The 20,795-nt window shown below is 52.0% G+C and carries 18 protein-coding genes; 16 read left to right on the top strand and 2 right to left on the bottom strand.

Translation table 11 applies throughout. The annotated features are described in order from the left end of the window. Nucleotides 1–9 precede the first annotated feature (9 nt). The 12 genes from AC4G46_RS23730 to AC4G46_RS23675 all read left to right on the top strand — a co-directional run bounded on the left by AC4G46_RS23730 (nucleotide 10) and on the right by AC4G46_RS23675 (nucleotide 14,539). Complete coding sequence (locus AC4G46_RS23730) at nucleotides 10–669, top strand: response regulator transcription factor (RefSeq protein WP_491124887.1); 660 nt, start codon at nucleotides 10–12, stop codon at nucleotides 667–669. 1 nt (nucleotide 670) lies between these two features. After that, entirely contained in the window at nucleotides 671–2,068 is a 1,398-nt protein-coding gene (locus AC4G46_RS23725) for a sensor histidine kinase (RefSeq protein WP_491124886.1), read from the top strand. A gap of 46 nt (nucleotides 2,069–2,114) precedes the next feature. Continuing rightward, nucleotides 2,115–3,191, top strand: coding sequence for a hypothetical protein (locus tag AC4G46_RS23720; RefSeq protein ID WP_491124885.1), 1,077 nt, complete (start codon nucleotides 2,115–2,117; stop codon nucleotides 3,189–3,191). A 385-nt stretch (nucleotides 3,192–3,576) separates the two neighbouring features. After that, a complete protein-coding gene (locus AC4G46_RS23715) occupies nucleotides 3,577–4,587 on the top strand; it encodes a hypothetical protein (RefSeq protein ID WP_491124884.1) in 1,011 nt (336 codons plus the stop codon). A gap of 37 nt (nucleotides 4,588–4,624) precedes the next feature. Next, nucleotides 4,625–5,350, top strand: a complete 726-nt coding sequence (locus AC4G46_RS23710) for an SDR family oxidoreductase (protein ID WP_491124883.1) — start codon at nucleotides 4,625–4,627, stop codon at nucleotides 5,348–5,350. 146 nt (nucleotides 5,351–5,496) lie between these two features. Then, nucleotides 5,497–5,850 (top strand): hypothetical protein, encoded by a 354-nt coding sequence (locus AC4G46_RS23705; RefSeq protein WP_491124882.1) that lies wholly within the window; start codon nucleotides 5,497–5,499, stop codon nucleotides 5,848–5,850. A 274-nt stretch (nucleotides 5,851–6,124) separates the two neighbouring features. Next, nucleotides 6,125–6,658, top strand: a complete 534-nt coding sequence (locus tag AC4G46_RS23700) for a GNAT family N-acetyltransferase (protein WP_491124881.1) — start codon at nucleotides 6,125–6,127, stop codon at nucleotides 6,656–6,658. Between the two features lie 146 nt (nucleotides 6,659–6,804). After that, entirely contained in the window at nucleotides 6,805–7,236 is a 432-nt protein-coding gene (locus tag AC4G46_RS23695; RefSeq protein ID WP_491124880.1) for a MarR family winged helix-turn-helix transcriptional regulator, read from the top strand. After that, complete coding sequence (locus tag AC4G46_RS23690) at nucleotides 7,233–8,093, top strand: SDR family oxidoreductase (protein WP_491124879.1); 861 nt, start codon at nucleotides 7,233–7,235, stop codon at nucleotides 8,091–8,093. The genes AC4G46_RS23695 and AC4G46_RS23690 overlap by 4 nt, the downstream gene beginning before the upstream one ends. Nucleotides 8,094–9,130: 1,037 nt before the next feature. Next, nucleotides 9,131–11,773, top strand: a complete 2,643-nt coding sequence (locus AC4G46_RS23685) for a beta-glucosidase H (RefSeq protein WP_491124878.1) — start codon at nucleotides 9,131–9,133, stop codon at nucleotides 11,771–11,773. Between the two features lie 185 nt (nucleotides 11,774–11,958). Then, nucleotides 11,959–13,464, top strand: a complete 1,506-nt coding sequence (locus AC4G46_RS23680; protein WP_491124877.1) for a glycoside hydrolase family 30 protein — start codon at nucleotides 11,959–11,961, stop codon at nucleotides 13,462–13,464. A 55-nt stretch (nucleotides 13,465–13,519) separates the two neighbouring features. Next, nucleotides 13,520–14,539 carry a DUF4179 domain-containing protein gene (locus AC4G46_RS23675; RefSeq protein WP_491124876.1) on the top strand — a complete coding sequence of 340 codons (1,020 nt, stop codon included), beginning with the start codon at nucleotides 13,520–13,522 and terminating at the stop codon, nucleotides 14,537–14,539. 76 nt (nucleotides 14,540–14,615) lie between these two features. On the opposite strand, the gene AC4G46_RS23670 is transcribed toward AC4G46_RS23675, so the two are convergent. Beyond that, entirely contained in the window at nucleotides 14,616–15,506 is an 891-nt protein-coding gene (locus tag AC4G46_RS23670) for a DMT family transporter (RefSeq protein ID WP_491124875.1), read from the bottom strand. A gap of 257 nt (nucleotides 15,507–15,763) precedes the next feature. Here AC4G46_RS23670 and AC4G46_RS23665 point away from each other — a divergent pair, with 257 nt between their 5' ends. From AC4G46_RS23665 to AC4G46_RS23650, 4 genes are all read left to right on the top strand, one after another. Continuing rightward, the gene (locus AC4G46_RS23665) at nucleotides 15,764–17,002 is read left to right on the top strand and encodes an FprA family A-type flavoprotein (RefSeq protein ID WP_491124874.1); all 1,239 of its coding nucleotides are present in this window, start codon (nucleotides 15,764–15,766) and stop codon (nucleotides 17,000–17,002) included. Between the two features lie 14 nt (nucleotides 17,003–17,016). Continuing rightward, nucleotides 17,017–18,234, top strand: coding sequence for an NAD(P)/FAD-dependent oxidoreductase (locus AC4G46_RS23660; RefSeq protein WP_491124873.1), 1,218 nt, complete (start codon nucleotides 17,017–17,019; stop codon nucleotides 18,232–18,234). Between the two features lie 568 nt (nucleotides 18,235–18,802). Continuing rightward, nucleotides 18,803–18,982: a rubredoxin gene (gene rd / locus AC4G46_RS23655; RefSeq protein ID WP_042179145.1), complete on the top strand. Its 180-nt coding sequence runs from the start codon at nucleotides 18,803–18,805 to the stop codon at nucleotides 18,980–18,982. Between the two features lie 95 nt (nucleotides 18,983–19,077). Further along, nucleotides 19,078–19,785: a Crp/Fnr family transcriptional regulator gene (locus AC4G46_RS23650; protein ID WP_491124872.1), complete on the top strand. Its 708-nt coding sequence runs from the start codon at nucleotides 19,078–19,080 to the stop codon at nucleotides 19,783–19,785. Nucleotides 19,786–19,946: 161 nt separating this feature from the next. Here the strand turns inward: AC4G46_RS23650 and AC4G46_RS23645 are convergent, their stop codons facing one another. After that, entirely contained in the window at nucleotides 19,947–20,789 is an 843-nt protein-coding gene (locus tag AC4G46_RS23645; protein WP_491124871.1) for a MerR family transcriptional regulator, read from the bottom strand. Between the last annotated feature and the right edge of the window lie 6 nt (nucleotides 20,790–20,795).

Raw genomic sequence — 20,795 nt, 5'->3', positions numbered from 1 at the left:
ATTCACTAAATGGCTCATATATTAGTAGTTGAAGATGAACAGCCGATCAGCGATTTGATCACAATGAATCTTAAACTGGTCGGACATACGTATTCCAAGGCTTACAACGGTCTGGAGGCGGCAGACATGCTGGAGCAGGAGCGGGCAGATCTGATTCTGCTGGATGTGATGCTTCCGGGACTGGACGGGTTTGCAGTAATGCAGCGGATTGCGCATCTGCAGATTCCGGTTATTCTGATTACGGCCAAAAATGCACTGGCGGACCGGATCAAAGGGTTCGAGCTGGGGGCGGAGGATTATATCATCAAGCCGTTTGAAATGCTGGAGCTGCTGGCCCGCATTAATGTCGTGCTGCGCAGGAATGAACAGTCCGTTCCGGCGTTTGTCTGCGATGGGGTGGAGGTGCGGTTCGCGGAGCGGCAGGTCCGGGTGGACCAGCAGGCGGTCGATTTGACCGCCAGGGAATTCGAGCTGCTCGAAGTGCTGATCCGCAACCGTAATATTGCCCTTTCCAGGGAAAAGCTGCTGGAGCTGGCCTGGGGCTATGATTTTGCCGGTGATACCCGCACTGTAGATGTCCATATACGTCAGCTGCGCAAAAAACTGGGCTGGGAAGAACGGATTAAAACCGTATTCAAGCTGGGCTACCGCCTGGAGATTCAGGTCTAGCATGCGGTTCTGGCATAAGATTCTGCTTGCTGTACTTGCTCTTTTTATTGTTGCCCTCGATGTGAGTGTCATCATGGTGATGAAAAAAAGCTGGCAGCTGAATATGGACAGCGAAACCAGACGGGCGGCGAGCGAGCAGACGTTAATCGCAAATAATATTTTTGAAAATCTCGATTCGATCCGGGCGCGCGGCAATACCCTTACACCTGTCCTGCTGGCCAGTGTGGCCCAGTCCTACGGGGATTATTACCTCAGCCAGGGAATCGGCATTGAGCTGCGCGAGAACGGACGATTAATTTATCCCAATAACAGCGGACAGGCTGAAGGGGTGGAGGAGGGACAGGGTGGGCAGAACATCACGTTGTCGATGCCGCTGCCTGCACCATACGGGCATTTGGAGCTGACCTATAACCGCGATATCAGCGGACTCTATGCCCAGCAGCAGGAGCTAAACCGTTTCTTCGTGATGATCAACTGGATTGCCGGACCGGTGCTTGCGCTGCTGCTCTATCTATTAATCCGCCGGCTGACCAAGCCGCTCAAGCAGCTGTCAGAGACCGCCCGGACGATCGCGGAAGGTGAATATTCGAACCGGGTGGAGCTGCGCAGCAGGGATGAATTCGGGGAGCTCGCGGTTCACTTTAACCGGATGGCTGCTGCAGTGGAGCAGCGTATGACCGAGCTCTCGGATATGGCTGAGGAAAAGCAGCGGATGGTGGATAATCTGGCTCATGAGCTGCGCACACCGCTGACCAGCATGCAGGGCTTTGCGGAGTTTCTGACCTCGGCCAACATCGGCCAGGAGGAGCAGATGCTGGCCGGCCGTTACATCTGGAGCGAAACGGTCCGGCTGAAGAATCTGGCCTTTAAGCTGCTGGATTTGTCTGTTCTCCGGCACCAGCCTCTGGTACTTTCCGGGGTAGAGGTGGCCGATCTGTTTGAGGTGGTGAGGCAGACAGAGGAGCATAAGTTAAAAGAGAGCAGAATTCCGCTGGAGATAGACAGCTCCATTCCTGCCGTGCGGGGTGATGCCGATCTGCTGGCAGCTTTTCTGGTGAACCTGATCGAGAATTCGGTTCACGCCTCCCAGCCGGGCAGTCCGATACGTCTGCTGGCCTATGAGCAGAATGGAGAAGCTGTGCTGGGGGTGCGCGACAGCGGGAGCGGAATGACGCCGGAGCAGAGCACACGCGCCTTCGAGCCATTCTACCGGGCAGACCCGGCGCGCTCGCGCCTGTACGGCAACGCCGGGCTTGGCCTGTCCTTATGCCGCCAGATTGCCGAGGCGCATCAGGCGCGGGTCGAGCTGGAATCTGAGCCCGGGCAAGGGACGTGCATCCGGCTTATTTTACAACTCTCTAACAACTTGGCCTCCTACTCTATAACATCCCGGGATTAAGGTATAGACAGGTTAAACATCCCAGATTCCGATGGAGGTCATTCAATTGAACAAAAAGAAAATATATGCCGGAGCCGTTGTTCTATTCTCAGGAGGCGTGCTCACGTTAAGTGCTTTTCTTGTCCCTGGCATTGTAAATTCGCAGGTTATTGAGGGGGACGGTCCGGCCGTTCAGGCCAAGGTTCAGCCTGCTGCGGCCGAAAGCGCAATCCCTGTGCTAAAAGTAGAAGCTCCGGCCCCCGTATCCACGGTGACAGCCGATCTGCTTAAAGATATGAGCGAAGCGCAGATGCAGCAGATTTATGATTATGTGAATAAACCCGGGCTTGAGCCCGGCATCTCCGGCAGGGAGATGACCGAAGCAGAAGTGAACCGCAGACTGGTGCTGGAAGATAACTACGTGTACGATGGGCTGCGCCCGGAGCAGCCGCTGCCGCTTAAGGCCGGACAGGCGGAGGTATATGTGGATTTAGAGACGCACACGTACACCTACCCTGAGCGGACGATGACCGATGAAGAGCTGCTGCAGCTGATCGACTGGTCCTACCGGCTGAATTATATCGCTGCCCGGCACAATGTCACTGTCCCGCCGCTGGTGCAGGACATTAGCGAGGCTAAGGCGGAACAGCTGGCCGCAGAAAGTGTGTACAAGCTGTTTGATGCCGATGTTTCCAAGCTGGAGACAAAAGCCCTTCTGGCTGAGCTTGGAGCGGACAAGCAGCTAACCTGGACTGTGCATTCGGCTCCATACAAAGCCGGCACCCTGCGCGGGGAAGGGAAGGAATTCAAGGAGTATCACGTGATCATTGATGCCAAAACAGGCGATGTGCTGGATACAACGGTCATAAATGGGGCGCTGAAAAGAACACCTGTCGATGCAGCCGTTGCAGACAGCATTCAGAAGGATGCCAGCTGGATTCACAAGGCTACCCAGATTGTGATGAACAAGCAGGGAGAGAAGCGCACCATCGTCAAGGCCAGCCTGACCGGTACAGAGGTTAATAACAAGCGCGGGATGGTCGCCGTGAAGCTGCTGCTGGAAGACGGAAGCAGCTATACGGCAGAGCTCCGTTATCCGAATCAGGCCTTGCGCTGCCTGATTTATGAGCCGGCGGGAAAGTGAGCAGGCACTCATCGCTGCTGCGGCCATAGCAAGTATAAGATGAGGAGACATTCTGTTGCACTTTGTACAACAGATCATGATTAAATCGGTCTGAAGATAGAATCTGCTGTATTTTGTACAGCAGATTTTTTGATTTTTGGAGCATTCGCTCTATTTTCCGGAAATCAATTGTACCAAATGCAATAGAATGACTTTTTCGGCATCCAAATGATGAATCGGTTGTACAAAGTACAACCAACCATCTTACAACCAAATCAAATGCTTGTTTATTTTAGATAAGCATAATCTGTCATTATGCCATAAACAACGGCCATTAGATTATGTCTGCCTCCGCTTCAATCCTCTACAATGGAATGGATGAAGCTTGATAAGGAGGCGTTACCAAATGATTAATATTGAGCCTTTTATACAAAAGGTGCTCCGCACTATAGATGCCCACCGCGCGGGCCAGGCGGGCGGATACCGGCGGATGCTGGCCGACCCGCCGCATGAAGCGGAGCTGTACGGAACAGCAGATGCAGCAATTCTGCTGTATACGCTCGGGGAGCTGCCGTCTCCGGGGAGTGCGGAGCATAGCGGGCTGATCCGGACACTGCAGAGCTTCCAGCGGGAAGAAGACGGAATGTTCCCCGGGGCGGGGCATCACGCCATTCACAGCACGGCGTTTGCCATCTCGGCGCTGGAGCTGCTGGATGCCAAGCCGTTGCAGCCGTTGAAAGCGCTACATCCCCTGAAGGAGCGCTCCGGGCTGGCTGCTTTTCTGGACGGGCTGGACTGGAAGCAGCAGCCGTGGGGCGAGTCAACCAAAGGCGCAGGAGTCTACGCTGCGATGGTGCTGGCCGGAGAGGCGGATAAAGCCTGGGAGGACTGGTATTTTGACTGGCTCTGGAATGAGGCTGATCCGGAGACAGGCCTGTGGCGGCAAGGAGCAATAACGGGCCGCGGGGATAACGCTGCTGACGACGGAGCGCCGCTGTTCCATCATCTGGCCGGCTCCTTCCATTACCTGTTCAACCAGGATTACCGCAAGCACCGGCTCCGTTATCCGGAGCAGCTGGCAGATACTTGCCTGACGCTGTTTCAATCCGGGCAGATCCCGCTTTCTAAGGGGGCTTTCTCTTTTGTCGAGCTGGATGTGCTGTATCTCGTAGTGAGCGTAATGGGGCAGACCAGTCACAGGGCAGAGGAGCTTAAGGAAATGGTTCAGGCCATCGGCGGACATCTGCTGGAGTTTATTGCCGCACGTGCAGAAGAACCAGCTGATGAGATATATGAGGACCTGCATACCTTATGCGGCAGTGTGTGCGCCCTGGCCATCGTGCAGTCCGTGCTGCCGGAGCAGGTGCAGGCGGAACGTGTGCTGAACAAAGTGCTGGACCGGCGTCCTTTTATCTAGCGGGCATGGGACTTATTAACATAAGGGGGACAAGCTGATGATACAGTGGGCATTCGTTACAGGAGCGGACCGGGGAGTCGGGCTCAGCCTGGTTAAGGGACTGCTGGGACAGGGCTATCATGTATTTGCCGGACAATATGCCGGAGCCGGGAGTGAGCTGGAGCAGCTGGAGGGGGTAAGTGAGGGACGGCTGAAGATTATTCCGCTTGATATCAGTTCTGCTGACAGTGTCAGCAAGGCGCTGAAAGCCGTGGCTGCGGTCACGGACCGGCTGGATATTCTAATCAATAACGGGGCTATATTGGGAGATATGCAGGCGACGATTGAGGACGAGCTGGATTTTGAGGAGATAGATCAGGTGTTCCGCGTGAACGCGCTGGGGGCGCTGAGGATGTCGAACGGGCTGTTGCGGCCTCTTTTGCGGAGTGAACATAAGCTCATCGTCAACATCTCCTCCGAGGCAGGCAGCATCGGCAGCTGCTGGCGGAACGCCTGGTATGCCTATTGCATGTCCAAGGCGGCGCTCAATATGCAGTCCCATTTGATCCACAACCAGATCGCTCCTAAAGGCGGTAAGGTGATGGTTATTCATCCCGGCCATGTCCAGACGTACATGCAGGGCAAGCTGGATACAGCGGGCAAGCTGACACCGGACGAGTCTGCCGGGAGTATCTTGAAGCTTGTGGAGCAGCGGCTTGATCCCGGCTATGCCGGGGAAGGGCTTGCACTGATTGATTATGCCGGGGAGACGCTGCCCTGGTAGATACAGGAGCGGATTTCATAATATAAGTTTTCCAGAATCGGAATCAGACAGTATAGATTTTTATGAAGAAAAGAGGTATTTGAGGTATGATATGTAATTATGGGTTGTCAAATAAATGGATTTTTTGAAATGGGGGGAATCAAAATATGGAACGTAAAATTCAACTAATGGAAACCTACGTAGATATCGATGTTGGAAACTCACCTTTTATAAAATTAGATAACGGATTGCAAATTCCATACTCTTCAATCACAGGAATAACAACGGGTAGACCGATACCAAATGCTTTTAAACTATATGGTGCTTTATTTCGAGGAATGAGAAATGGGTTATTTAGATCAAATGGTGGTTATCAACTGCACTTTTTTGAAAATGAGCTTGAAACTCTTCATTTAGATTTGAATAGCTTTAAAGTTGGTAAGTTCAAAATATCAAAGCTGATCATTGGTGTTAAAAATCCCGAAGAAATAAGCGAAAATATTTCCGGAAGATTAAAGTGATCATTTGTTGATGAAGGGTTCTTTGAACTAACGGGAAGCGTAGCTCAATAATACCAAGAAAGCAGCTGATCAATGTGATGGGCTGCTTTTGTTCAATTAAAGGGCAGGATATTTAGTTGAACAAGATAAGTGGAGGTTTTATGTCGCATTTGACGCAAACTGTGAAAGAAGGGAAACGGATAAAATGATATAGTGAATTCTATACATAGCACTTAATTTATCTATCGGGAGTATATATCTACTGGGAAGGTGTTGCAGGAATAGGAGGAGTTAAATGATTTTTGAAACAGAGTTATTTATCGTGAAGATTGTAGAAGAAGACGATGTGCCAGAGCTAGTTGAGGTATACAACTCGAACCCTGTATTTTTATTAAGCCATTTGGGCATGGAACAGATTACGGAAGAATGGTTGGGGAAAGAGCTTGCGTCTATGCGGGAGCTGAATTTTTTATCATGTAAAATCGTGCAAAAAAATCATGGATATATTATCGGAGTAATCGATTTTTTGCCGGGAATAGAGACGTATTTGTCACTGATGTTGTTAGATCGAGAGTATCAAGCTAAAGGACTGGGTAAGGAGATTTATTGCTCATTTGAACAATATATTCGGTCTCTGAATATTGCTAACGGCATGATTCGCATTGATGTGGTGACTGGTTACAAGAATTCAGTGCTGAATTTCTGGGAGCTGAACGGGTTTGCGATATCTGGAAATACAGTACTGGAGTGGGAGGACCAGAAGCTACAGGCCGTGGTGATGCGCAAACGGGTTTTAGGTCTTCAAGGAATCAAGCATCTTTCTGAATAAGAAGATATACAGTGCGAAGATACTATGCTTATAACGGGAGACGTTAGTTAGATAGCAGCAGCCAGAAGGGTATTTAATTCATTTGACAGAAGGGATGCGGAAGCATAATAATATAGTTAACCAGACTAACTAAATGAGGTGGACATATGAAAGAGAGTACGGTGAGGAGTGCGGAGATCATCGGTTTATTTTGCCGGCAGCAGATGAATGTGAAAAAGGAGATTCCGGTCAGGTCCAGCGAGATGGGCGTGCTTATCTTTGTGGAGAAGCAGGAGGAGCCGGTTACGCCGCTGATGATCAGCAGTTTTTTCAGGATATCCAAGCCGTCTGTTACGGTCATGATCAATTCTCTGGTTCGCCAAAAGTATCTCCATAAAGCTGCATCAGCTACAGACGGAAGAAGCTACACTGTCTCAATGACGCCGGAAGGGCGGGAACTCGTAGAGTCCACCGCAACGGAATATTACCGCAGCATGGAGCTGCTGGAAGAGCAGATGGGCAGTGCTGAATTCACCAGATTTATAGAGTTAATGCAGCAGGCGACGGAAATCATCAGCAGGGAGACGGGAAGATCATGAAAATAGTAGTAACAGGCGCTTCGGGCAATGTGGGCAGCTATGTAGCGGATGAGCTGTTGAAAAGGGGGGAGCAGGTTGTGGCCACCGGGACAGATGTGCATAGACTTGAGAAAATATTTCACGGCCGGGCAGCATGTGTGAAGCTGGATTTTACAGAACCGGCTACGTTTGCTTCGGCGCTTGAAGGGGCGGACCGGGTATTTCTGATGCGCCCGCCGCATTTGGGGAACCCGGAGGATTTGTATCCTTTTATTGACGCCTTGAAGGCTCACGACATTCGGCTGGTCGCCTTTCTGTCGCTGATGGGGATCGAGAAGAATAGCATTCCGCCCCACTATAAAATTGAAAAATACATAGAAGCTGCAGGAATTCCTTATGCGCATATCCGTCCGGGGTTTTTCATGCAAAATATATCTGGCATTCACGCTGCCGAGATCCGCGGGCTGAATCAGATTTTTATACCGGCGGGCAACAGCAAAACCAGCTTTATTGATACGGCGGATATCGGGTTTGCTGCCGCTGTGCTGCTTGGCGATCCTGTGAAATATGCCAATACCGCCCACACGCTAACTGGACCGGAGTCGCTCGACTATTATCAGGTGGCGCAGATCCTGAGTGAGGCAACAGAACGGCAGATCACGTATGCCAAGCCTGGGTTCCTGAAATATAGAAGGTACTACATTAAAGAGCGGGGACTGGATAAAGCCTATGTGAATGTGACGGTAGCCCTGTATTTTATGACCAGGATGGGTACGGCTCAGCGGGTAAGCGGGGAGTTTCAGCAGCTGACAGGGCGGGCACCGAGAACGTTCCGGGAATTTGTGCAGAAAAATTTGAAATGTTTCGAAACGGTTTAACTGCATTCTAAAATTGTAAGAAAAGAATGTAAGAAACGGCTGTTCCGTAGAGGAACGCCGTTTTTTTGCGTTGTTTTATCCGGGCGGGGAGGCTTGCGAGCGGTATAATACAAGATTTCACTTACTGAGGGAAAGAACCTTTGAGGCTTAGTTGGATTTTTGCTACTTAAATTCGGTGATCCCCGGCTTCTGTGATGGTTAGGTGGAAAAAGAGCATTTATTTCGGACGATTTATTGTTCTGGAGCTACTTTCGCTGAAATTAAGTGTCGTTTTTCCAATTAGATTCCCAGCAGCACAGTTTTACGGAGAAATAGATGGCATTTTTCCACTTAGTTTAATTAGCAGGGTTGGGAAGCGAAGTGGAGAGGGATTTGTGAACTGGAGGATCAATAGCGACTGCCTGAAGCGTTACGCAGATAAGCTGGCAACGAAAAGCATAGGCTGTTTGCCGATTCGGGCAGATCATGTTGATGGACCCGGCATCGATTAACCATAACTTTAGTATGAATACAAATATGGTTTCAGCGTGAACGCCGGTATGAACCAGGTGTAAATACTTGGAAGGTTATGCAGTTGTATTTTTGCATGTGGCCCAATATAACCCTATATTGGTTTTTTGCGGCGGTCCTATTTTTCTGATCCTTCTGTCTTAAAAGTTACAAAAAGGTTACAATAAGGTTACGATACTGCAAGGGAATATAGTCCTAGTTTTCAGCGGTATTCAGTTAATTTTCAGGAAAATTTCAGGTGATTTTCAGTAAAGTAGGGTACAGGGAGCTTCCCGTTACCAGAAAATAACGGATGCAAGACATGAAAAACTGCGCTACTGTTATACCCGGCAATTCAAAAGCTGCCTGTGCTCACGAAAAACATAGGCACATCCCAGCATGAAGCCTATACATATTCCAGAATTACAGGACGGAGGAGGGGAACGCATAACTCGGATTGCCGATCAACAAGGACTGTCCGGCAGCTGGACAGACTGGAATGTGAGGACGGGTCATTAGACAGAGACATCCAGGAGGGAACACAGAACATGAAAGTATCGCTTAAACTACACGCGGCGGTTGCCGCCGCAGCAATCAGTATATCCGTGCTTGCGCCTCTGCAGATGGCCGGAGCGGATTCTGCCAGACCATGGCTGGACGCTACGCATTCTCCGGAAGAGCGTACGGAGCTGCTGCTGAAGGAAATGACTACAGAGGAAAAGGTTAATTTTGTCACAGGTAATGTGAATAATTATTACGGCTTTTATAACGATTCGCTGGAGCGGCTTGGCATTCCCGCATTGACGATGGCCGATGGGCCGACAGGCGTACGCATAGCCAACCCTGATATACAGAATAAGAAATCTACCGCATTCCCGGCGCCGATCGCGCTTGCTGCAACCTGGGATACCGAGGCAGCAGCTCTCTACGGTGATCTGGTCGGAGAAGAAGCGTTCAATACAACGCATAATGTGCTGCTCGGACCGGGACTCGACATTGCCCGGCTGCCATGGGGCTCGCGTAACTTCGAGTCTCTCGGAGAGGACCCGCTGCTGCAGTCCAAGCTGGGCGTGGCTTATGTCAATGCTGTGCAGAGCCATCCGGTCATGGCAACAGCCAAGCATTACCTGCTTAACAATCAGGAGACAGACCGTTTCACAGTGGATTCCGTAGCCAGCGAACGGGCGATTATGGAGATCTACTCCAGACCGTTCGCAGCGGCGATAAAGGATGCCGGTCTTTCTTCCGTAATGTGCTCATTCAATAAAATTAACGGCACTCCCGCCTGTGAAAGCGAATATGCGCTGACTGATGTCCTGAGAGACAAGCTGAACTTCGACGGCTTTGTCATGAGTGACTACGGCGCCAATCTCAGTACAGCCAAATCGGCACTGGCCGGACTTGATCTCGAAACACCGGGTGAGCCGTATGGCAAGTGGGGGAGTCAGCTGCTGACAGCTGTTCACAACGGAGAGGTCAGTGAAGACCAGCTTGACCTTATGGCCGGAAGAGTTCTGACCCAGATGTTCGATAAAGGCCTGTTTGACAGCAAGCCGGTCAATGTCCAGATTCCGGCAGAGGAGCACGGCAAGGCGGCGCTTGCTATTGCCGAGGACAGCCTGGTGCTGCTCCAGAATAAAGACAAGGCGCTGCCGCTGAATGAGGACAAGCTGCAGTCGATTGCGGTCATCGGCCCGGATGCTGATAACTACACAACGGTCGGGGGAAGCTCTCTGGTGAATCCGACGTATACGGTCACTCCGCTGGATGCAATCCGCGGACGCGCCGGAAGCGGCGTTAAAGTCAGCTATGCACCTGGTACGGATCCGGTAGGCACCGGTGATATTGTCAACGGTCCTTCCGCGATTCCATCCTCGGTCCTGACTCCTGCGGGAGACGGGGAAGGTACTGGTCTTAGCGGGGAATACTGGCCTAACAACAAAATGGAAGGCGAGCCTACGCTTACCCGGACAGACGGCCAGGTTAACCTGAATCTTGGTTTTTATAACTTTGACGGACTGAACGGACAGTCCTCCAAGCTGCCGCAGACACCGGGCAATCTGAACAGCATGATGTCCGCACGCTGGAACGGTTATTTGACTGCTCCTGTGACAGGCGAGTACAATCTAAGCCTGACCAGTGTAGGCACCGGCAAGCTGTATCTGGACGGCAAGCTGCTGATCGACAGCGACGGAACCAAGCTGAAGACAGAAAAGGCTGCTGTAACCCTCACCAAGGGAGAACGTCATGAGATCAAAATTGAATATAAAACATACTACAAGGAAGGTGCCTCCACGGACTTCGGCGGTACCGTCCGGCTCGGCTGGGAGCCGCCGGCTGGTGCGGTAGACAGCAAAATGCAGGAAGCCGTTAATCTGGCCCAAAAATCTGATGTTGCCGTAGTTGTTGTCCGCACCTATGAAAGTGAAGGCTACTACGACCGTTCGGATCTGGATCTGCCTAATAACCAGGACCGTCTGATCTCCGAGGTGGCTGCAGCCAACCCGAATACAATCGTGGTATCCATGAGCGGAAGAGCGGTTGAGATGGACGGCTGGCAGAATAAGGTCAAGTCGATCGTCCAGGCCTGGTTCACCGGTCAGGAGCAGGGTGACGCCATTGCGCGGGTACTGTTCGGAGATGTGAATCCGTCCGGTAAGCTGCCGGTAACGTTCCCGGTTAATGAAGACAGTACGCCGGTATCGTCTGCTGCACAATTCCCGGGAGTGAACGGCAAGGGCGAGTACAGTGAAGGTGTTATGGTGGGTTACCGCGGTTACGAGAATTCCGGGATCAAGCCGGCGTTTGCTTTTGGCCATGGCTTGTCCTATACAACCTTCGACTACCGTAATGTTCATGCAAATGTAAGCGGCAAGGGCGCTAACAGCAAGATGACAGTGTCTCTGAATCTCCGAAATACCGGTAAAGTTACTGGTGCCGAGGTAGTTCAGGTGTATGTCGGCCAGCTGCCAACCCAGGTTGAGACCGCACCTAAGCAATTGGCAGGCTTTTCCAAGGTTGAACTGAAGCCCGGCAAGCAGCAGCGCGTCCAGATTGAGCTGGATGCCAAAGCACTGTCTTATTGGGATGAGAAAACGGACAAGTGGGTCATGCCTTCCGGCAATGTACCGGTTTATGTTGGCAGCGCCTCGGACGATATCCGTTTGAAGACCAGCTTGACGATCAAATAAGGGTATTGCAATGTAATCAAAGATCAAACGATGAAGCAGATATTTCCGGGCAACAAAAAACATAGCTGGCCAAGTGTGTGACGGGTAGCACAGCTGTGTAGCGGATAATGACGCAGATTCATGGATCGGCCGGGGGTAAAGCCTCCGGCTTCTTTTTATTTATACCATATTAAGGAGGTCTCGCTATGCGCAGACGCAAACTGTTATTGACGGCAGCAGCAGCCGCCGCCGCACTAACGGCCTTGAGCGCAGTGATACTGTACAATTACAAGCCGGAACAGACCCGCCCGTCTCCGGTAGAAGTGAATGCCTGGGTGACAACGGGAGATCAGTCCAGTCTGCTTGCTCCGCAGGAGCCGTTCTTTTTCCGGGATTCGGCAGACACGGATGGTGAAACGGCGCAGTCAGCTGCCGGACAACCCGTTATAACGGTGAATCCGGACCAGGAATATCAGACGATGGACGGCTTTGGTGCCTCCGTTACGGGGTCTTCCGCTTTTCTGATTAATAAGCAAATGTCTGAGGTTCAGCGCGATGCACTGGTAAATGATCTGTTCTCGCCCGAAGGGATACGCCTGAGCTTTGTCCGCCACTCCGTCGGCGCTTCCGATTTCTCGGTCGATGCAGACGGCAATCCGGCGAGCTACACTTATGATGACTCAGAATCCGGACAGGATTACGGGCTGGAGCAGTTCTCCACCGCCAAAGACAAGGATGTGACGGAGCTGCTGCGGCGTATTGTTGACGCGAACGAAACGGTGAAGGTAATGGGAACACCCTGGACCGCTCCGCCCTGGATGAAATACGGGGAACAGATTCATAACGGATGGTATTTAAACTACGCCGAGCCGCGTGTCTATTCTGCTTACGCGCAGTATTTGGCACGATATATTAAGGATTATGAGAAGCTGGGTATCCCTATCTATGCACTGACTATACAGAACGAGCCGGAATTCACGACTGCGGATTATCCGAGTATGAGCATGGGTGCGGAAGAGCAGGCACTTTTTATCGGAGATTATCTGGGACCGGAGTTCAGCAAGCAAGGCATTACGTCCAAAATTGTGGCGTTCGATCATAACTGGGACATCGCGGAGAGCTATACGCAAACTGTACTGGGTGATGTAAAAGCGAACGCCTACACTGACGGCACAGCCTATCATTGTTATGCGGGTTCGCCGGAAGTGATGAGCAAGGTGCACGCAGCCCATCCCGAAAAAGAGATCTATGTAACGGAGTGCAGCGGAGGCGCGTGGAGCGAGAATTTCGGCGATAACCTGACCTGGCTGATGTCCAAGCTGATCATCGGCGGGCCGCGCAACTGGGCAAAGAGCGTGCTGCTGTGGAACCTTGCCCTCGATCCTGACGGCGGACCAGCGAACGGAGGCTGCACGAATTGCCGCGGTGTTGTAACCGTAGACGGCCAAGGAGCCGCAGGCTACTCACGGAATGTGGAGTATTACGCCCTGGGACATGCCAGCCGTTTCGTTCTTCCCGGAGCGGTCCGTATCGGCTCGCCGCAGGCCGGCGGGATCGACAATGTCGCCTACCGCAATCCGGACGGCACCCTTGTCCTGATCGCCCTTAATCCGGCGGATGAGGACCGGGCGTTCAGCGTGGAGTGGGGGGAGCGTACATTTTCCTTTACTTTAAAAGCACGCTCGGCGGTGACATTTAAATGGCAGCCATAGGATGGAACAACAGCCAGGCGTACGATTACAATGAACCAAGAGAGGACGATCAACTATGAATAAGTTTGCCGGACGCAGAAGGAAACCGCAGTCGAAGCTCCGCCGGTTTAGCTCTGCCACAGCAGCAGCTTTTGTTCTGGGAGCAGGCCTGTTCGCCTCCGGCTTTGTATCCCCGGCTATGGCGGATTCGATCAAAAGCATACCGCTCATCGGAAGCCTGTTCAGCTCGATTGAAGGGGATATTGGCCTGCGGAACACCGGCGACCTCGGGCTTGCCTCCAGTGTGAACGGTGAAGTGTCCTACAGGGACGTGAAGCTGGAGGTTACCGAAACCGTTTTTGACGGAAGCCGGGCAGCTTTTCTGCTGAAGACAGAAGCTCCGAACCTGAAGAATGGCGAGTTTGATACCGGTAAAAGGAAGGTGAAGCTCAGCGATGCCATCAGCAATCTGACGCTTACGGTAGACGGCAAACAGCAGGGTGACTCCGGCTCTATCCTGCAGGGCGGTTATTATACAGGCGCCGGTGATGCCCATCCGGATATGCTGATTTTTGAGGAGGTGTTTGAAGCGTCCGGCAGCAGCACTGTTCCTGATACCTTAACGGCTGAAGCTTTTCTTACTCTGGAAGGGATCGACCACGAATTCAAGCTGGATATTCCCTTCAAAAAAACAACCGAAGACATCATTAACGTGCAGCCTGATGCTCTATCCGCTAATGACGAGCTGTCCGTTACAGTGGCAGAGCTGCAGAGCACTCCTTTGACGACCCGTATTGATTATTCCATAGCCTTGTTCAAAGCAGATACATTAACAGAGAAGGAAGAACAGCAGTTGAACAAGATCCGGCTAGCCGTTTATGACGATCAGGGACGCCAGCTTCCGGCTCTGAACGGGGACGGGCAGTATTCTGCCAATGCACTCAGCTTCGACGCGAGATATGCGACAACTTCCGGAGCCACCTCTTATCTGCTGTTAAAGCCTTTTATAATAGAAGATGATTTCGCGGAGACGGTGAAGGAGAAGCAGTTCATCAAGGGACTGGAGCTGAAAATCGATCTTCCTGCGGCAAAATAACACAAAAAAGGGACATGCCCATAAGCCAGTGATGGCTTCCCGGGTATGTCCCTTTGTATGCTTTTAACAAAAATGTCTAATGTGAAACAGGCTGCGCTCCGCCGGTAGGAAGCTTTTTCCGCTGCTCCAGCCACTGGGATACCAGAATGCCGCCAACCACCAGCATAGCCCCGATATATCCCTGCATAGTCAGACGCTCACCGGCAAACATAAATGCGATTATCGCGGCAAAAATCGGCTCCAGCGCATACATAAGTCCCAGCTGTACAGGTGCAATATACTTCAGGGATACCGACTGGGCAATAAAGCAGAAGGCACTGCAGACCAGACTAAGCGCCAGTATCGAAGTCCATCCGCTGAAGGTTCCGGGAAGAACCGGTGACTCGAAGATAAAAGAGAAGATCAGGGCAAACACCGCAGTGAAGCCCAGGGACACAATGCCGACGTTTATGGAATCGGTCTTTTTGACTGCTGCGCCGGAGATCAGGATAAACAAGGCGTTGCTGATCCCGCTCGAAATACAAAGAATATCTCCCGGGTGCATCTGCAGCTTGCTGTTCAGGGTTAGCATCCCGATGCCGGTCATTGCAATCAGTGCACCGATGATGTGGCTCAGCGCAAGCTTTTTACGGAAGAGAAAGACGCTTAATATAGGTACAAAAACAACCGTAAGCCCGACGAGAAAGCCGGCGTTTGAGGTGCTTGTAGTTTTGAGGCCGAATAGAATGGATACGCACACCCAGAGCAATATGGCTCCAAGCACTGCACCATACCCGATAGTCGTTTTATTAATCCTGCGCAGCCGCCTCCAGAATACCAGTCCGGTCACCAGAAAAGCGATCCCAAAGCGCAGTGCAAGCAGATTGAATTCTTCCATGGAATCCAGGCCCATTTTCATAAACAGATAGGAAGATCCCCATCCCAGGGTAATGAGCAATACCAGAAAATTGGCCTTATACTTGTTCAACTCGACACGCTTCCTTTTGTATGTAGTAGTGCGGATTATCAGCGTGCAGAGACGTGCATGACCAATTTTCCTCAATCAGTATACTCCAGCGTGACTCAGGACACAACGCTCTCCAGAAAACCGTGTATATTCTAATTTGTAATCTCCGCTTTTTTAAACTTTTCAAAATTTGATTTGAGTCCTCCTTTTGACCCCGGTGCCCGTTATAGAATGAGGGTGCTGATAGACAAACAAGATCAATTGGAGGGCGAAGAGAGATGAACATTTCAGATATTAAGATTGCCAAGGATACGTACTGGGTAGGGAAAATCGACAACCGTGAGGTGCCGTTCCACCGGCTGATTCTGGCGAAGGGCACGACTTACAATTCCTATTTGCTGAAAACCGGCAAGCCGACCGTTATTGATACCGTGGATATGGAGTTTGGCCGTGAATATGCCGACCGGATGGCAGAGCTGATTGATCCGCTGGACATTGCATACATCGTAATCAATCACACCGAGCCGGATCACTCCGGCGGGCTGGCAGCGCTGGCTATGCGGGCGACTAACGCTACTATTGTATGTACCGAGATTGCGGTACCGGAAATCCAGGAAATGTACAAGCTGCACAGCCGTAATTACCTGGTGGTACGGGACGGGGATACGCTGGATATTGGCGGCAAAACGCTGCTGTTCAAGGAGACTCCTTATCTGCATACCGCAGAAACGATGATTACTTATTGTATAGAAGATAAAATACTTTACCCGTGCGACATTTTCAGCACCCATGTTGCTGTGGAGAAGCTGTTCAGCGATGAGGCCGGTTTTGATATCACAGAGGATTTCAAAGGTTACTACAGCGCCATTATCCACCCGCACAGAAGATATGTAAGAACGCTGATGGAAGCGGTCAAGGATCTGGAGATTGAGATGATCGCCCCTTCGCACGGGTTCCTGATCCGCGAGGACGTCCGCAAGTATATTGATCTGTATGCCGAGCTGAGCCGGGAAACGACACAGGGCAAGAAAGCGGCCATCGTCTACACCACCATCAAGAACAATACGAAGAAAATGGCCGGCATTCTGCAGGCTACGCTGCAGGAGAACGGTATCGAAGCAACGGTATGGGATGCGGATAAAAGCGATATGAACGACATGATCGAGAGCATTGAGGCGGCGGACGCTGTCTTCATCGGCAGCTCAACCCGTTACGCCGATATGATCGGCAATCTGGAGCCGCTGCTCAAGGAGCTGCAGCTCCTGAATCTGAAAGGCAAGCTGGCAGCTGCCTTCGGCTCTTACGGCTGGAGCGGTGAAGCGATCGAGGTTATCCAGGATTACCTGAATGGAACCAATATGACCGTACAAAGCACTTCCGATGTAATCAAGTCCACCGGCATGACGCATGTGGAATTCCCGATCCGCGTCCGCTTCTCCCCGAAAGAGGCCGAGAAGACACAGAAGATCAAAAACGCCGCTGAATTCGTCTCTGACCTGCTGCTGAGCGCAATCTAAGGGGGCCGACGGAAATGAATAAACATTATGTCATTGTCGGCAGCGGGGTAGCGGCGGTTCATGCCGCTAAGGCGATCCGCGATCAGGATGCGGAGTCGGAAATTACGATTTATGGGGAGGAGAGCCACCTGCCCTATAACCGGATCAAGCTGACCAAGGGCTTGTTCAGTGATCTGCACAGCGATAAGGTGCTGATCAAGAAAGAAAAATGGTACCGCGATAACCGGATCACTCTGCACACTGCCAGCCGGATTGCTGCAATCCACCCGGAGGCGCAGGAGGTAGAGACGGCAGACGGCCGCCGGATAACCTATCATAAGCTGCTGCTCTGCATGGGTGCCCGCAACCGGGCGCTGGCTGTAGGCGGTGCCGGACTGCAGAACGTGCATACGATCCGGGATTTGGCTGATGCCGACCGTTTAAAGGCAGAGCTGACCGCCGGGCAGCGCACCGTTGTCATCGGCGGCGGGGTACAGGGGCTGGAGACAGCCTGGGCGCTGCATGAAGCCGGTTATCCGGTGACGATTGTCGAGGCCGCCCCGCGCCTGATGGCCCGGCAGCTGGATGAAGCTTCGTCGGAGCGGCTGCGCCGGATTCTGGAGCAGGCCGGTGTGGAGGTTAAGCTGCACGCTGGGGTTACTGCGATTACCGGAAATGTAGTAGTCTCCGGCGTAACCCTGGACGATGGAACGGAAGTTCCCTGCGGACATGTCGTGTACTCTATCGGCATCGTGCCGAATACGGAGCTGGTGCGGGAGACCGGGATACATGTCCGGTCCGGCGTGCTGGTGAACCGTCATCTGGAGACGAGTACTCCCCATATCTATGCCGCCGGCGACATTGCCGAGCTGGATGGCCTGGTGGAAGGCTTGTGGGGCGGAGCGATGGAGCAGGGCAAAGTAGCCGGAATGAACATGGCTGCGGCAGACCCGGCCGATTACCGCCGGCCGGTTCCGGTGACGCTGTTTAACGCTTTTGGCAGCTCGCTGTTCTCGATCGGGAACACGGATGAGCGGCAGTGTGACCTGTCAGCGGCGGGCGAAGTGAACGGCGTGTACACGCGGATTTACGTCAAGGACAACCGGCTGGCCGGGGCGCTCGCCTGGGACGGTGCGGCAGCCTCGCTGCTGTATAAGTCAGCGGTGGAGCAGGGCGTGAGCCTGGAGGGGCTGGATGTGGCGGGCGGCAGTCTTGAGGCGGTTATTGCCGGGATTGCGGCGCTGGTGGAATAAGAGTGCGGGATCGCGGCCAAATGTGAGGTTTACTGGTTTGGTGATCCAGGTAAGAGAACAGATTCATAATCCGTAGTTTGGGCCGGCTCTAACTGTTGTGAGGATGACTGCGCAATGAAGCATAACTGTAGTTTGTACAACTATATTCCCGCGTCGTCGTATGCTTGCGCTCTATAAGTGTATTTCGTGCAGCTACAATGGGCCGGAGCGCGTAAATCGGACTTTTTAGGGAGATTTAAGTGTATGGAATACAACTAAGTGCCGGCTCGGGCAGAAAATAGCCGATTTAGTTGTACAGAATACATCTATGCTGATTATCGCGGTGCGGAAATGCCCCTATAAGCGGCGGCTGACCAAACTAAGTGGAAAAATGACATTTAATATTTGGCTAACTGCCGGTTTGAAGAATCTAGGTGGAAAAACGTCATCTAATTATACAGTTATCCGTCCAAAAGGGGTTTTTGGCCTAAACTAAGTGCTGATTTTCCAACTAATGAGTATAAAAGTCGAGAAATGATCGAATTAAGTGCCGAAAATCCAACTAAATAACACACAGGAGGAATTAACAATGACTAAATACATTTGCAAGCCATGCGGCTATATTTATGATCCGGCGCTCGGAGATCCCGATGAGGATGTTGAACCAGGTACGGCATTTGAGGATCTGCCGGAGGATTGGGTCTGCCCGGTATGCGGGGAAGACACCACTCATTTTGAACCGGTCGCACAGAAACGGATTGTTTCCTAAGCAGCAGATTCCCGATTAAGCAGGCTCTCGTTCAAATAGATTCAATCAACCAGACTTCCTATCAACCAGACCAATGAACCAAGGAGGGGTACAGAATGCCGGAACATTCCTGTAAAAACGCTGCGGAGCCGTGTACCCGCAAGGTGCCGATCTTCGCCTCGCTCAGCGGCAGCGAGCTCTCGCGGATCAGCGCGATGATCAGACACCGCAAATACGCCAAAGGCCAGGCGCTGATTCTGGAGGAGCAGCCGACAGACACGCTGTTTATTATCCAGCAGGGACAGGTGAAGCTGTCCAAAATGACGCCGCAGGGCAAGGAGCAGATTCTGCATGTGCTGAGCAGCGGGGAATTTTTTGGCGAGCTGAATATCCTGAGCAGCGAGGAGCTGAGCAACTTCAGCGCCTACGCGCTGACCGAGACGGCGATCTGCATGCTGACCCGCACGGATATGGAGCAGCTGATGGCGGAGAACCCGGATATTACGATCAAGCTGCTGAAGACTGTAGCCAAGCGGCTGGCCCATACCGAGAATCTGGCCCAGAGTCTGGCGACCAAGGACCCGGAGATCCGGATCGCCCATATGATTCTGGAGCTGGGCGATAAATATGGCAAGCCGCGCAGCGGCGGACTTGCGATCAAGCTGCCGCTCTCCCGCGAGGAGCTGGCGAGCTATGTGGGTGTCACCCGCGAGACGATCAGCCGCAAATTCGCCCGCTTCGAGGACCTGGGCCTGATTGAGCTGGTCGGCAATAAGCAGCTGATCGTGAAGGACCGGCCGTCTTTGGAGAAGTATACAGTGTAGCTTCGCCTGATTTGTTACAGGCCAGGCGATCATCCGGAGTGCAAGCCGAAGACGGCGGAGCAGCCCCAGCTTCATCTGCAAAAGCCAAAAAACCTTGAGAAATCAAGGTTTTTTGGCATGCTCGCCTGCGTCTGGCTTATTCGTAGCTGGCTCAAATCAAATCAATCTGTCCGGTCTGTTTGTATCCGGCACACGTGAACCGAAATCCGGATCACAAAATGCTCCGGATTATCTTCAGTGAAATAATTGTAGAGATCCATCTCGTAAGCGGCGCCGCATACAGCCAGCCCGTTAACTTGGATGAACTCTTTTAGCTGCGCATAAGTGTGTTCTAATGTCTCGTAAGATCCCTTATGATCCATGACGGCATAAAGGCCCGGCGGCTTTACGATGATATTGCCTCCCTTGGCAGGAGTAAGCAGCTTGCAGGCAATGTGGCTTGGATAATATTCGCCTGACTGGAGCTGCTCCTGATTCACGATGGACCAGAACGGCAGCTCATGCATAATCAGATGTTCTTCACAGTAGATCCGGTGTTCGCTGAATTTGCGGGCGTATTCGTGGTCACTGATGTCCGGGCCGACGGGGGTTGTGATAAAATACGCCGCCTGCTGCTCTTCAACAGCCGGCGTATCCCTTGGTGCCTTTTGTGCGTTTTCGGACATTTGCAGGGCGCCGTCCAGGAAGCTCTGAATCCGCTGCATCCGGTTCAGCTCAAGCTCAAGCTCACGCTGCTTCTGGCGGATGAGGCTGACGAACCTGTCTGTGTTCTGGTTATCCAGAAAATCCTTGATTTCCTTCAGCGAACTGCCGGCCTTCTTGAGTACACTGATGATTTCGAGTGTGTAGCATTGCTGGAGCGAGTAGTAGCGGTACCCCTTCGCGTTCACAAATTCCGGCTTTAACAGCCCGATTTCATCATAGTGAAAAACCGTATGCTTGGTCACCCCGCAGGTCCTGGCGATTTCGCTCGTTGTAAAGTATTTGGACGGCATGACGGACATGGCCTA

The organism is Paenibacillus sp. fava2 (assembly GCF_058313675.1).
This window is presented reverse-complemented; position numbering and strand designations above follow the sequence as displayed.